Raw genomic sequence first — 14027 nt, forward strand, 5'->3', positions numbered from 1 at the left:
TTCATGTTAGTACAGGCATTGGCGTCTTTAGGCCGCCGGGGCATTAATGTCTGCGCATCCTTTGGTCGCGCGGGTTTAATGCTGTTTAATGCGCTGGTTGGCCAGCCTGAACCGCGAAAACAGTGGCCATTATTGGTCAAGCAACTGTATAGCGTTGGGGTGCAATCCTTACTGATTATTGTGGTTTCTGGTCTGTTTATCGGTATGGTTTTGGGCTTGCAGGGCTTTTTGATCCTCACCACATACAGCGCAGAAGCCAGCCTCGGGATGATGGTTTCTTTATCATTACTGCGAGAGTTAGGGCCAGTGGTCACGGCATTGCTGTTTGCTGGCCGTGCCGGTTCAGCCCTGACAGCAGAAATTGGTTTGATGAAAGCCACTGAACAGATTTCCAGCTTGGAAATGATGGCGATTGATCCTCTAAGACGAGTGGTTGCTCCCCGGTTCTGGGCCGGGCTTATCAGTATGCCATTATTGACGGCTATTTTTGTCGCGGTGGGCATCTGGGGTGGCTCCGTGGTTGGTGTTGACTGGAAAGGGATTGATAGCGGTTTCTTCTGGTCTGCAATGCAAAACGCCGTCGAATGGCGCACAGATTTACTGAATTGCCTGATTAAAAGCCTGGTATTTGCCATTACCGTGACTTGGATTGCGCTGTTCAATGGGTATGATGCTATCCCAACATCTGAGGGGATCAGCCGGGCAACGACCCGTACTGTGGTGCATTCATCACTGGCGGTATTGGGATTAGATTTTGTGCTGACAGCACTGATGTTTGGGAACTGAGTCGATGCAAACGAAGAAAAGTGAAATCTGGGTAGGGGCGTTTATACTGATTGCTATTCTGGCTGTCGTATTCCTCTGCTTGAAAGTGGCAGATATCAAATCAGTGGGTAATCAGCCGACATATCGGATTTATGCTAATTTTGACAATATTGGTGGTCTGAAAAACAATTCGCCAGTCAAAATTGGCGGGGTTGTGGTTGGTCGGGTGGCTGATATTACGTTGGACACCAAAAATTACAGCCCCCGTGTGGCGATAGATATCCAGCAGCGCTATAACCATATCCCGGACACCAGTTCCCTGGCGGTGCGCACTTCCGGTTTATTGGGTGAGCAGTTCCTGGCGCTCAACGTCGGTTTTGAAGACCCGGATATGGGTACCAGTATTTTGAAAGATGGCGGCGTTATTCAAGACACTAAATCTGCACTGGTTCTGGAAGACCTTATCGGCCAGTTCTTGTACAAGAGTGGCGGTGATGGTAATTCTAATGCTAATGCACCCGCCAGTGAGCCGGCAGCAGCACCTGCGCCAGCAAATGGCAGCTTACCTGCAACTCAACATCCTTAAGAGGGTATCGAATGTTTAAACGTTTACTTATGGTCGCGTTGTTGGTGGTAGCCCCATTGGCTAATGCCGTCGATCAAACTAACCCGTACCGTCTGATGGATGAAGCGGCGCAAAGAACCTTTACGCGCCTGAAAACCGAACAAGCCAAAATTAAGCAGAATCCGGATTATTTGCGCACTATCGTGCGTGAAGAGTTATTGCCATTTGTTCAGATTAAATATGCGGGTGCATTGGTGCTGGGCAGCTATTACAAAGCAGCCACCCCGGCGCAGCGCGAAGCTTACTTCAATGCATTCAGCCAATATCTGGAACAGGCATATGGCCAGGCATTGGCGCTATATCACGGCCAAACTTACGATGTCGCACCAGACCAGCCCTTGGGTGATGCCAATATCGTCGCCATTCGCGTGACAATCCTTGACCCTAATGGCCGCCCACCGGTACGTTTAGACTTCCAGTGGCGTAAAAACAGCCAAACCGGCAACTGGCAGGCGTATGACATGATAGCCGAAGGGGTTAGCATGATCAGCACCAAGCAAAATGAGTGGGCCTCTATTCTGCGCCAAAAAGGGGTTGATGGCCTGACTCAACAGTTGCTGATTGCAGCGAAACAGCCGATAACCTTAGATAAGTAGTGATTATGGCGGATGAACTGAAATGGCAGTCACAGCAGGAAACACTGATACTGCAAGGTGAATTGGATCGCGCAACGCTGTTACCCTTATGGCAGCAGCGAGAAGCATTGTTGGCCGATAAGACGCGCATTGATGTCAGCCAATTACAGCGTGTTGACTCCTCCGGTCTGGCGCTGTTGGTTCACTTTCGTGAACTGCGCGGCAAGCAGGGTGTCTCATTAGCGATTACTGGTGTCAGCGATCGATTGTCTACCTTGATTGAATTGTACAATCTGCGGGACGTCATCCCGGTAGAAACAGTTATCTCGGTAGAAACAGTTATCTCGGTAGAAACAGTTATCTCGGTAAAAACGGCCAGTATCTAGCGATTAAAGTTAAGTTAGCGGCCTTTTGTGTCGCCTATCGCTAAAGCAAAAAGCTAAAGTTTTTAAGCCCCTGAGCGTCATAACGAAACAGGGGCTTTTCTTTAGTTTCAGAGAAAGCCGTATTCCACTAATATGTTCAACTGATTACGATCCTCTTAAAATAGAATGAATCTTATGGATACTAACGAAATTAAAGACGTGCTGATGCAAGCATTGGCATTACAAGAAGCACATGTTACCGGTGATGGCAGCCACTTTCAGGTGATTGCTGTGGGTGAGTTGTTTACCGATATGAGCCGGGTGAAAAAGCAGCAGGCAGTATATGCGCCGCTGATGGAATATATTGCGGATAACCGCATTCATGCCTTATCCATTAAGGCCTATACGCCGCAAGAGTGGCAGCGGGATCGCAAACTAAACGGTTTTTGATGCTGTTGGCTTCAGGATTGCCGACAGGTTTGTCAGGCAGTGCTAAAGCGGGCAGTGAATTCGAATTTGCCGATCAGTATTTTGACAACAACCTGTATTTAGACAACAAAGAGTGGTCACAATGGATAAGTTTCGTGTGCAGGGGCGGACTCGCCTAAGCGGTGAAGTCACCATTTCCGGAGCGAAAAACGCAGCATTACCAATATTGTTCGCTGCGTTATTGGCAGAAGACCCGGTAGAGTTGCAAAATGTCCCAAAGCTAAAAGACATTGATACCACCATTAAATTGTTGAGCCAATTAGGCACCAAAATCGAACGTGATGCTTCCGGCTCCGTTTTTGTTGATGCCAGCGGTGTGGACGAGTTCTGTGCGCCTTATGATTTGGTTAAAACCATGCGCGCCTCCATCTGGGCTTTGGGGCCACTGGTTGCTCGCTTTGGTAAAGGGCAGGTTTCTTTACCGGGCGGTTGTGCTATCGGCGCGCGTCCGGTCGATTTGCATATCACTGGTTTGGAACAACTGGGTGCTGAAATCAAGCTGGAAGAAGGTTACGTTAAAGCTTCCGTCAATGGCCGCCTGAAAGGCGCGCATATTGTGATGGATAAAGTCAGCGTTGGCGCAACAGTGACCATTATGAGTGCCGCAACCTTGGCTGAGGGGACTACAGTCATTGAAAACGCCGCTCGCGAGCCGGAAATTGTCGATACAGCGAATTTCCTGAATACGCTGGGTGCTAAAATCACTGGCGCAGGGACTGACCGTATAACTATTGAGGGTGTGGCTCGCTTGGGTGGCGGTGTTTACCGAGTGCTACCTGACCGTATTGAAACCGGGACTTTCCTGGTTGCAGCGGCTATCTCTGGCGGTAAAGTGGTTTGTCGTCAGACTCGTCCAGAGACACTGGATGCCGTATTGGCTAAGCTGCGTGAAGCGGGCGCTGATATTGAAATCGGTGAGGACTGGATAAGCCTGGATATGCATGGCAAACGGCCTAAAGCCATTACCTTGCGGACTGCGCCACACCCTGGTTTCCCAACAGATATGCAGGCCCAGTTCAGCTTATTGAACTTGGTCGCAGAAGGAACCGGTGTTATCACCGAAACAATTTTTGAAAATCGTTTTATGCACGTGCCAGAGCTGATCCGCATGGGCGCACATGCAGAAATCGAGAGCAATACCGTGATTTGCTATGGTGTTGAGCAGCTGTCTGGTGCTCAGGTCATGGCAACCGATTTGCGTGCTTCTGCCAGCTTGGTATTAGCGGGCTGTATCGCTGATGGGGTGACCATTGTTGACCGTATTTATCATATCGATCGTGGTTACGAAGGTATCGAAGATAAATTGCGTGCGCTAGGTGCTAATATTGAGCGTATAAAAGGCGAATAGACTTTTTAAAAAAACACTTTTCTAACCGCCCTATAAAAAATGCCAGCCGGTGATATCAGGCTGGCATTTTTTTGCAATTTTTTTTGCAATGGATACATCTGGTTAGGATATACAGCCCCTATGACAACGGCGCTGGCTGTTGCTCAAGGAGCTCATTTTGATCCAATTCGGTAATAGTAATTTGTGCCGTGATTTGCTGACCATTGCGTAATAATAAGACCGGAATTGTGGTTCCAGGACGAATTTCTGCCACCTGATCCATGGTTTCTATCACGGACGTCGCAGGCTTATTATTAACGCTTAGAATAATATCACCCACTTGTAAATTAGCATTCGCCGCCGGGCCATTTGGCGATATCTTATTCACCTTAATGCCATGTATTCGGTCGCCATTATTACCGCTGGCATTGAATGGCGGATACTCCTCGCCAGTAATGCCAATATAGCCACGGATCACCCGCCCATCGCGAATCAATTTTTCCATCACTTTGGTGGCCAGTGCGGTCGGAATAGCAAAACCGATGCCTTCCGGGGTTTCCCCATTGCTACTTTTATCAAATGAAAGTGTGTTGATCCCCACCAACTCGCCAAGCGTATTGACCAGCGCTCCCCCGGAATTACCCTGATTAATGGAGGCATCTGTTTGGAGGAAATTTTGTCGGCCAGAAGAACTCAAACCAATACGCCCGGTGGCACTGATAATCCCCTGAGTGACGGTTTGACCAAGATTATAGGGATTGCCAATCGCCAGCACGACATCACCAATATGTGGCGTCCGGTTAATATTGATGGGAATAACTGGCAGGTTGACGGCATCAATTTTCAACACGGCTAAATCAGTCAGGTTATCTGAACCGACCAACAGTGCCTCAGAGATACGGCCATTTTGTAATGCGACAATGATTTGCTCTGCATTATTGATAACGTGTTTATTCGTCAGGATATAACCCTTATCGCTCATGATAACGCCAGAACCCAAGGTTCGAATGGCTAATCCTTCCTGATTAGGGCTTAGGCTGCGGTTATAAACATTAACAACGGCAGGGGCGGCCCTGCGCACAGCTTGGTTATAACTGATAGGGGCCTCTTCATCTGCGCTATCACCATTGCCCGAAAAAAAGTGGCCGGGGCTGCGGAGCATAGGTATTGCGACCAGCAAGATACCGGCAACAATTAGCCCCAAAATAATAGAACGCAATAGCTTAAGAAACATGAAGTTTAAGGCATGAATGAATAGGTAACCGGAGGATAGCATGAGTTTAGCGGACACAGCATTGTGCTGTGTCCGATTTTTCAGCAAATTAGCGGATTAACAGATAAATATTCTCTTCACCGCGCACGATATTCAGTGCAATTACAGCAGGTTTTGCTTCAATAGCTTTGCGTAACTCGGCGATATCTTTCACTCGCACCCGGTTTACGGCAATAATCACATCGTCTTTCTGCAAGCCCGATTGCGCTGCCGGTGAGCCTTTGGTGACGTTTTCAACTTTGACACCCTTGCTGCCACCTTTGATTTCGCCGTTGCTCAATGATGCGCCTTGCAATGATGGTGATAAGGTATCCGCACTGGTCGATGTTGGGCTGCTGTTCTCCAGCGTGACAGCCACTTCAAGTGGTTTGCCATCACGCAATAAACCGACTTTAATGGTTTTGCCCGGCCCGGTGGTGCCTACTTTGGCGCGTAACTCAGCAAAGCTGCTAATGGGTTTGCCATCCACGGAAACCAACACGTCGCCCGCTTTGATACCCGCTTTAGAAGCCGCTGATTTTGGCAGCACTTCACTGACAAAAGCACCGCGCTGCGCATCAATGTTAAAGGCTTTCGCCATATCAGCGGTCATTTCGCTACCACGAATACCCAACAGGCCGCGTTTCACTTCGCCAAATTCAATTAACTGTTGGCTAAGGTTTTGCGCCATATTACTTGGAATGGCGAAGCCGATACCGATGTTACCGCCCCCCGGTGCCAGAATTGCGGTGTTAATCCCAATCAATTCGCCATTCAGGTTGACCAGCGCACCCCCCGAGTTGCCTCGGTTGATAGAGGCGTCGGTCTGAATAAAGTTTTCTAGCCCTTCCAGATTCAAACCACTGCGGCCAAGTGCGGAAATGATACCGGAGGTCGCGGTCTGGCCGAGGCCAAATGGGTTGCCCACGGCGACGGCAAAATCACCGACTCGCAGGTTATCGGAATCTGCAATTTTAATCGCCGTCAGATTTTTGGCGTCAGTTAGCTGCAATAAAGCGATATCAGTTTGTTCATCACGGCCCAGCAATTTGGCATCATATTCACGGCCATCATTGAGCTGAACACGAATTTTATTCGCATTATTGATTACGTGGTTATTGGTCAGCACATAACCTTTATCCGCGTTAATGATAACGCCAGATCCCAGCCCTTCAAATGGGCGGTTACTCTCTTTGCCGGTTGGCGCATTGGGGCCAAAGAAGAATTTGAACTCTTCCGGCAAACGTTGCTGCTGTACCTGAGTGCCAGAGACGTGGACGCTGACGACTGCGGGCAACACTTTCTCCAGCATAGGCGCCAGACTTGGGACTGATTGCCCGGCGACTGCCGCCGGAAGAGCCGCTGCGCTCACCATAGGAACAGATGCGAGGCCTAAGCCGACACTCATTGCCAGCGCACTAAGAAATAATGACTTTTTCTTCATTGATTTAAACTCTCTCAATACCTAACGGTGAATGAATAGGGTAGATGGCTGCTACAGGCCCGATGTAAATTCAGACTCTGAATGAGCTAAAAAATTCACTTATTTCAAAAGGATATTGCTGTTCTAAAAATAAGCACCCTAAGATGTCACTTGATATAGGGGTGAGCGTAAAGCAATTCAAGGAGAGGTAGGTATAGAAGTGTAAATGTGCTGACTACGGCGATGTGCGCCGCAGTCAGCTTGATATCCCCGTCATACTTCAAGCTGCATGTGCGTTGGTTACACTCAATAACCCGAATCACTTACTGGTTGTTGAACTTAAAATAAATAGACTCATCAGGATGAATGAGCCTCCTCCTTGAGGCTCACCCTGCGGGCTAGCATAAATGCTGTACAAATCGGTTCTCGACCGATTTGTATCTCGCTTGCCGCCTTCCTGCAACTCGAATTATTTAGGGTATAGATAGAAATTTAGCTCAGTCCCGGGTCTGATGTTCCGGGCGCAGTAAACCGGATGCTCCCTCGGAGTAATCACGAGGTGGCATTTTGACCGGTGCCTGATCATTATCCGCTTCAGACTCTGTCAAACGGTAGCGGAACGGATTATCTTGCATTGGCAAATCGGGCAACAAGTTATTGGAGCTTTTCGCCATATGCTGATAAAGCTGGCGATAATCGCGAGCCATATTATCGAGCAACTCGGCACTGCGGGCAAAATGCCCAACCAGTTCCTGACGATATTCTTCCAGATCTGATTTACTCTTCTCCAGCTCATTTTGCAGCACTTGCTGCTGACGCAATTTACGGTTGCCAAAGCGCATAGCCACCGCGCCAATCACAATACCAACAACCAACCCAATAAGCGCATACTCCCAGGTCATAATGACTCCTTTTTTGACTTCATTGTTCAGCAGGGCTTTTTCACTTAATAATACCCACTATAACCGTTAACCTTGTCTGAGTGGAATCCTGATGCAACATTGCCTATGGTTATCAGGCTTTTTCCGCAGTGGCAGAGTCGGTAAATGCTGCGATTGCCCGATAAATCAGCAAGAAAGTACCACAAAAAGTAGATAACTATTTTATCAGGGATTGTTGATAAACATGCAACCGAGTTCACCTATAGCACTTTACCAGCAAGCAATTGATGCTGGCGACTACCAATCTGATGACGTCCAGCGGCGCACTGTTGCACGGCTGGACACTCTTTATCAGGACCTAAATCAACGCCAAAGCACGTCAGTGGTCAATGTCGGTATCCGAGGGCGTCTGGGCCGCTTGCTGAGCCGGGGCGCGTCAAAAACGCCAATACGCCCAGCTCAGGGCTTATATATGTGGGGTGGTGTCGGGCGGGGTAAAACCTGGCTGATGGATATGTTTTTCCACAGTTTGCCGGGTGAACGTAAGCTCCGCCTGCATTTCCACCGTTTTATGTTGCGGGTACATCAAGAGCTAACAACATTGCAAGGCCATGAAAATCCATTAGAAATTATTGCTGATGGTTTCAAGGCACAAACTGATGTGCTGTGTTTTGATGAGTTTTTTGTTTCGGATATTACTGATGCCATGCTGCTGGCAACATTGCTGGAAGCATTGTTTGCGCGTGGCATCACACTGGTTGCGACGTCTAATATTCCACCGGACGATTTGTATCGTAACGGTTTGCAGCGCGCTCGCTTCTTGCCGGCGATTGAGCTTATTAAGCAATATTGCGATGTAATGAATGTCGATGCTGGTATTGATTACCGCCTACGCACATTAACTCACGCCAATCTCTACCTGACACCGCTTAACCCGCAAACTGAACAGGCGATGGAGGATATTTTCGTCAAACTTGCAGGGAAAGAGGGCGAAAAATCCCCGATACTGGAAGTTAATCACCGGCCTTTACCGGCGATTTGTTCAGCTCAAGGGGTGCTGGCGGTCGATTTCCACACATTGTGTGAAGAGGCGCGCAGCCAGTTGGATTACATCGCGCTCTCTAAGCTTTATCACACCGTATTGCTGCACAATGTCCATAAGATGGCGACGCGGGATGAAAACACCGCCCGGCGTTTTTTGGCATTAGTTGATGAATTTTATGAGCGACGGGTAAAGCTTATCATTGCAGCGGAAGCATCAATGTTTGAAATTTATTGCGGCGAGCGGCTTAAATTTGAGTACCAGCGCTGTTTATCACGGCTACAAGAGATGCAAAGTGAAGAGTATCTCTCTTTACCGCACTTGCCGTAACTGTATTTGCTATAAAAGTAATCTGCGCCTCAGTTATTCACTTTATGGGCGCTAAAATGCTATTCTGTGGTGGGCGATTATTCTTCGCCCTAACTTAACATGTTTAATTTATACCTTTCTCGCCAAAAACAGTTCGATCTTTGACGTCGACTTCTCTATAATCTTGCGACCCCACGTTACAACAAAGTTTTTTTCCCAGAACTTTGTATAGTGCCGGCATTGGCTATTCGAAGGGGTAGGTTTGCTGGACTGATGGTCGTGTGAGCCTCAACTGTTTTTGAACGTTTGGGTGTTCACCAACGTGTAACTTATTAATTGGGTAAGCTTTTATAATGAAAACTTTCACAGCTAAACCAGAAACTGTAAAACGCGACTGGTATGTTGTTGACGCGAATGGTAAGACCTTGGGTCGCCTCGCTACTGAACTGGCTAGTCGCCTACGCGGCAAGCATAAAGCGGAATACACCCCGCACGTTGATACTGGTGATTACATCATCGTTCTGAACGCAGAAAAAGTTGCCGTAACCGGTAACAAGCGTACAGACAAGATTTATTACCGTCACACCGGTCACATCGGTGGTATCAAACAAGCGACCTTTGAAGAGATGATTGCCCGCAGTCCTGAGCGTGTGATTGAAATCGCGGTTAAAGGCATGCTGCCGAAGGGTCCGCTGGGCCGTGCAATGTATCGTAAACTTAAAGTTTATGCAGGTACTGAGCACAATCATGCGGCACAGCAACCGCAAGTTCTGGACATTTAATCGGGATTATGGCAATGGCTGAAAATCAATACTACGGCACTGGTCGCCGCAAAAGTTCTGCTGCACGCGTTTTTCTTAAGCCGGGTAGCGGTAAAATCGTTATTAACCAACGTAGCCTTGAAGTTTACTTCGGTCGTGAAACTGCCCGTATGGTAGTGAATCAACCGTTGGAACTGGTAGACATGGTTACCAAGTTTGACATGTACATCACTGTTAAAGGTGGTGGTATTTCAGGTCAGGCTGGCGCTATCCGTCACGGTATCACCCGTGCACTGATGGAATATGACGAGTCTCTGCGTGGTGAACTGCGTAAAGCTGGCTTCGTAACGCGTGATGCGCGTGAAGTTGAGCGTAAGAAAGTGGGTCTGCGTAAAGCACGTCGTCGTCCACAGTTCTCCAAACGTTAATTTTTTGCCTTTACGGCATCAGATTAATGGTAAAAACCCGGTGTCTCACCGGGTTTTTTTATTTGTTTGAAGCAAGATAAATCGCTAAAAATCCCCTTCCGCTATTTTATTCATTATATTTTTGCCGCTAAACCGTTGTCAGATAAACAATTCTTTATGAAATCGCAGCACCATCCCCACAAAACATGCAAAATCTGGTAAACTATCACTCACTTTTGTGCCTGTTCGGCGAACTGTTGGCGTCCGTGTATCTCCCTGGCTGAATTATTTTCTCGACCAAGGCTTATTTACGGCAGCAACGACCTTGATTGCGAACCGGCGGTAAAACGACTCAGGATAGCAACGTCACCGTGGGCTATTCGCATTGTTTTCTAGATAATCTTGGAGGTTTTCATGGCTGTCGCTGCCAACAAACGTTCGGTAATGACGCTGTTTTCCGGCCCGACCGACATTTTTAGCCATCAAGTACGCATCGTACTGGCGGAGAAAGGTGTCAGTGTTGAGATTGAGCAGGTTGAAGCTGATAATCTGCCGCAGGATCTGATTGACCTCAATCCCTACCAGACCGTCCCTACCTTGGTTGATCGCGAGCTGACGCTGTATGAATCCCGCATCATCATGGAGTATTTGGATGAGCGTTTTCCTCACCCGCCATTGATGCCGGTCTACCCTGTAGCACGTGGTAGCAGCCGTTTGATGATGAACCGCATTGAGCAGGATTGGTATTCACTACTGGCGAAAATTCAGAAAGGCAATGCGCAAGAAGCAGATGCGGCTCGTAAGCAATTACGTGAAGAACTGCTGACGATTGCGCCAGTGTTTAATGAAATGCCTTTCTTTATGAGCGAAGAGTTCAGCCTGGTCGATTGTTATCTGGCTCCTCTGCTGTGGCGTTTACCAGAATTAGGTATTGAATTTACTGGCGCGGGTTCTAAAGAGCTGAAAGGCTATATGACACGTGTGTTTGAGCGTGATGCATTCCTGGCTTCTTTGACTGAAGCTGAACGTGAAATGCGCCTGCAAACCCGGGGTTAATTTTATGGCGACGTCTGGTATGACTCCGCGCCGTCCTTACTTGTTGCGCGCATTCTATGAGTGGTTGATTGATAATCAACTGACTCCACATTTGGTCGTGGATGTTACCCGGCCGGGTGTTTCGGTGCCAATGGAGTTTGCCCGTGATGGGCAAATTGTATTGAATGTGGCGCCGCGTGCAGTAGGGAATCTGGAATTGGGTAATGAGGAAGTGAGTTTCAATGCCCGTTTTGGTGGTATTCCCCGCGAAGTGACTGTCCCTATGGGGGCGGTGATGGCAATCTATGCGCGTGAAAATGGTTCCGGCACTATGTTTGAACCTGAAGAAGCTTACGATTCTGATGCTGATGGCAATTTTGTCGGCATGGAAGAAGAAGATAACGAGGCTGCGCCGACGGAAAACTTGATGTTGGTAACGGATGATACTCAAGCGCCTCACAGCGAGAGTAACTCACCGGATGATGAGCCGCCGCAACCGCCACGCAGCGGTGGTCGCCCAGCATTGCGGGTTGTTAAGTAGTCTTTTTATTTCTCGAGCAAATGTATAATCAGGGCGGCTTTGGCCGCCCTGATTATTTCTGCCAATTATATTGGTCATAGCCAAAATTAAGATAACTTTTTCAGCTCGGCCAGGCAGCTATCACGCTGGCTCATCATGTCACTATTTCTGATGGTTGACAGGGTGTGAGTCGCGCGTTGCTGGAAACTGGCTTTCGCCGCGCTATCTTTAGCATCGGCTGGCGCAGTACAAATCTCTGACAAAGTGAGTGTTTTACTGTTGCTTACTGCTTTGAGTACCGCGGCTGGGTTGTAAATTAGCGCGGAAGATAGGGCAGATTTCACCCCCGCAGTGAAACTTGCATTGCCGGCATCTGCTAATTTAGGAGCCATGGCAATCCAGTTATCATCACCCAGTTTGATATTATTCTCTACAGCAGGTAATTGCCCCGCTTTTGCTAATTCAGCCACCACTGCGCGAGCGCCTCGCGCCTCAATATTGTAGCCAACTTCTTGATAATTAAGTGACATCGCTAATGTACTGCCACTAATAGCCAGCAAGCCGCCAGCAATGAAAAGTAAGTGAGATTTCATAACAGATGATCCTTTCTTTAAAACAAGGCGTAACAACATATGCAGACCAGTGAAATTGGCTCATAAAGTATTAATCAATATGAACTCGGCCTTTACTATAGCGCTTTAGGCATAAAATGCTGCAAATAAGGCTGCTGAGATTGTTACAAAATCTTGAGTAAGTGGGGATATGCAGTAGAAAATAGCAATAAAAAGGGCTGGATAACCAGCCCTCTACTTCTTGGGTATGATACTAACTATCAAACTTCCAGATAATTCATGATACCTTCAGCCGCTTTACGGCCTTCAGCAATGGCAGTTACCACCAAATCAGAGCCACGGACAATATCGCCACCGGCAAAGATTTTTGGGTTACTGGTCTGGAAGGCGTTATCTGTGCGCTCGGGTGCTACCACACGGCCCTGTTTATCCAATGCCACATCGTGAGCAGCCAACCATTCCATGCTGTGTGGACGGAAGCCAAACGCCATCACCACGGCATCTGCGGGCAGAATATGTTCTGAACCTGGGATCTGCTCAGCCACACTACGGCCTTGTGCATCTGGCGCGCCCAGTTGGGTTCGAACCATCTTCACACCGCAAACTTTGCCATTGCTGTTCACTTCAATGCTCAATGGTTGCAGGTTAAATTTAAATTCGACCCCTTCCTCGCGGGCATTTTTCACTTCCCGTTTGGAACCCGGCATGTTGGCTTCATCGCGGCGATAGGCGCAAACCACGTCGGTAGCCCCTTGGCGAATGGAGGAACGCACGCAGTCCATCGCGGTATCACCGCCACCCAGCACCACCACGCGTTTACCTTGCATATTGATGTAAGGTTCGTGAGGTGCAGCTTCATAGCCCATCAACTGCTTAGTATTGGCGATCAGGAATGGCAGCGCATCATACACGCCGGATGCATCTTCGTTTTCCAAGCCGCCGCGCATTGATTGGTAAGTGCCCACACCGAGGAACACCGCGTCATATTCTTGCAGCAGCGCATCCATGGCGATGTCTTTGCCAACTTCAGTATTCAGTTGGAATTCAATGCCCATCTCGGAGAAGATTTTGCGGCGCTTTATCATCACTTCTTTTTCCAGCTTAAAGGCCGGAATACCAAAGGTGAGCAAGCCGCCAATCTCTGGGTGGCGATCAAACACCACCGCCTGAACGCCATTACGCGCGAGGACGTCAGCACAGGCTAACCCAGCAGGGCCAGCGCCAATCACCGCCACACGTTTACCGGTGGGGTGAACATGGGACATATCCGGCTTCCAGCCCATCTCAATGGCTTTATCACTGATATAGCGCTCGATGTTGCCGATAGTGACCGCGCCAAACTCGTCATTCAGAGTACAAGACCCTTCACACAAGCGGTCTTGCGGGCACACACGGCCACAGACTTCCGGTAAGCTGTTGGTCTGGTGAGCCAAGTCCGCCGCTTCCATAATCCGCCCCTCATTGGCCAGTTTCAGCCAGTTAGGGATGTAGTTATGAACCGGGCATTTCCATTCACAATAGGGGTTACCGCAAGACAAACAGCGGTCTGCCTGTGCTTTCGCCTGTGTTTCCGAGAATGGCTCGTAAATCTCAACAAACTCAATTTTGCGGATCTTCAGCGGCTTTTTCGGCGGATCTACGCGCTGTAGGTCGATAAACTGATAAATATTCTGACTCAT

The 14027-nt window shown here is 48.5% G+C and carries 16 protein-coding genes; 11 read left to right on the forward strand and 5 right to left on the reverse strand.

Going from position 1 to position 14027, the window contains the following annotated elements; all coding sequences use genetic code 11:
• Positions 1 to 3: 3 nt before the first annotated feature.
• The 6 genes from mlaE to murA all read left to right on the forward strand — a co-directional run bounded on the left by mlaE (position 4) and on the right by murA (position 4167).
• The gene (gene mlaE, locus FTA91_RS16115) at positions 4 to 786 is read left to right on the forward strand and encodes a lipid asymmetry maintenance ABC transporter permease subunit MlaE (protein ID WP_050112201.1); all 783 of its coding nucleotides are present in this window, start codon (positions 4 to 6) and stop codon (positions 784 to 786) included.
• Positions 787 to 790: 4 nt separating this feature from the next.
• On the forward strand, positions 791 to 1351 hold the full coding sequence (gene mlaD, locus FTA91_RS16120) for an outer membrane lipid asymmetry maintenance protein MlaD (protein ID WP_050112202.1): 561 nt from the start codon (positions 791 to 793) through the stop codon (positions 1349 to 1351).
• Positions 1352 to 1362: 11 nt separating this feature from the next.
• Complete coding sequence (mlaC, locus tag FTA91_RS16125; RefSeq protein WP_050112203.1) at positions 1363 to 1986, forward strand: phospholipid-binding protein MlaC; 624 nt, start codon at positions 1363 to 1365, stop codon at positions 1984 to 1986.
• A 5-nt stretch (positions 1987 to 1991) separates the two neighbouring features.
• Entirely contained in the window at positions 1992 to 2351 is a 360-nt protein-coding gene (gene mlaB, locus FTA91_RS16130; RefSeq protein ID WP_145583605.1) for a lipid asymmetry maintenance protein MlaB, read from the forward strand.
• 174 nt (positions 2352 to 2525) lie between these two features.
• Positions 2526 to 2780, forward strand: a complete 255-nt coding sequence (ibaG, locus tag FTA91_RS16135) for a BolA family iron metabolism protein IbaG (RefSeq protein ID WP_050112204.1) — start codon at positions 2526 to 2528, stop codon at positions 2778 to 2780.
• A gap of 121 nt (positions 2781 to 2901) precedes the next feature.
• The gene (gene murA / locus FTA91_RS16140; RefSeq protein ID WP_050112205.1) at positions 2902 to 4167 is read left to right on the forward strand and encodes a UDP-N-acetylglucosamine 1-carboxyvinyltransferase; all 1266 of its coding nucleotides are present in this window, start codon (positions 2902 to 2904) and stop codon (positions 4165 to 4167) included.
• 118 nt (positions 4168 to 4285) lie between these two features.
• Here the strand turns inward: murA and degS are convergent, their stop codons facing one another.
• The 3 genes from degS to zapG form a co-directional block, all read right to left on the reverse strand.
• Positions 4286 to 5380: an outer membrane-stress sensor serine endopeptidase DegS gene (degS, locus tag FTA91_RS16145; protein ID WP_050112469.1), complete on the reverse strand. Its 1095-nt coding sequence runs from the start codon at positions 5378 to 5380 to the stop codon at positions 4286 to 4288.
• Between the two features lie 88 nt (positions 5381 to 5468).
• On the reverse strand, positions 5469 to 6842 hold the full coding sequence (gene degQ, locus FTA91_RS16150; protein ID WP_050112206.1) for a serine endoprotease DegQ: 1374 nt from the start codon (positions 6840 to 6842) through the stop codon (positions 5469 to 5471).
• Between the two features lie 476 nt (positions 6843 to 7318).
• Positions 7319 to 7723: a Z-ring associated protein ZapG gene (zapG, locus tag FTA91_RS16155; RefSeq protein WP_004392014.1), complete on the reverse strand. Its 405-nt coding sequence runs from the start codon at positions 7721 to 7723 to the stop codon at positions 7319 to 7321.
• Between the two features lie 223 nt (positions 7724 to 7946).
• On the opposite strand from zapG, the gene zapE reads away from it, so the two are divergent.
• From zapE to sspB, 5 genes are all read left to right on the forward strand, one after another.
• Entirely contained in the window at positions 7947 to 9074 is a 1128-nt protein-coding gene (gene zapE / locus FTA91_RS16160) for a cell division protein ZapE (RefSeq protein WP_050112208.1), read from the forward strand.
• 332 nt (positions 9075 to 9406) lie between these two features.
• On the forward strand, positions 9407 to 9835 hold the full coding sequence (rplM, locus tag FTA91_RS16165) for a 50S ribosomal protein L13 (RefSeq protein ID WP_004710905.1): 429 nt from the start codon (positions 9407 to 9409) through the stop codon (positions 9833 to 9835).
• Positions 9836 to 9849: 14 nt separating this feature from the next.
• Positions 9850 to 10242: a 30S ribosomal protein S9 gene (gene rpsI, locus FTA91_RS16170; RefSeq protein WP_005162424.1), complete on the forward strand. Its 393-nt coding sequence runs from the start codon at positions 9850 to 9852 to the stop codon at positions 10240 to 10242.
• 393 nt (positions 10243 to 10635) lie between these two features.
• The gene (gene sspA, locus FTA91_RS16175; RefSeq protein WP_004392010.1) at positions 10636 to 11277 is read left to right on the forward strand and encodes a stringent starvation protein SspA; all 642 of its coding nucleotides are present in this window, start codon (positions 10636 to 10638) and stop codon (positions 11275 to 11277) included.
• Between the two features lie 4 nt (positions 11278 to 11281).
• Positions 11282 to 11797: a ClpXP protease specificity-enhancing factor gene (gene sspB / locus FTA91_RS16180; protein ID WP_050112209.1), complete on the forward strand. Its 516-nt coding sequence runs from the start codon at positions 11282 to 11284 to the stop codon at positions 11795 to 11797.
• Positions 11798 to 11883: 86 nt separating this feature from the next.
• Here sspB and FTA91_RS16185 read toward each other — a convergent pair whose 3' ends face one another.
• Complete coding sequence (locus tag FTA91_RS16185; protein WP_145534126.1) at positions 11884 to 12369, reverse strand: hypothetical protein; 486 nt, start codon at positions 12367 to 12369, stop codon at positions 11884 to 11886.
• Between the two features lie 239 nt (positions 12370 to 12608).
• Complete coding sequence (locus FTA91_RS16190; protein ID WP_050112211.1) at positions 12609 to 14027, reverse strand: glutamate synthase small subunit; 1419 nt, start codon at positions 14025 to 14027, stop codon at positions 12609 to 12611.

Origin of the sequence: Yersinia thracica (assembly GCF_902170565.1) — a bacterium.
Taxonomy (GTDB): domain Bacteria; phylum Pseudomonadota; class Gammaproteobacteria; order Enterobacterales; family Enterobacteriaceae; genus Yersinia; species Yersinia thracica.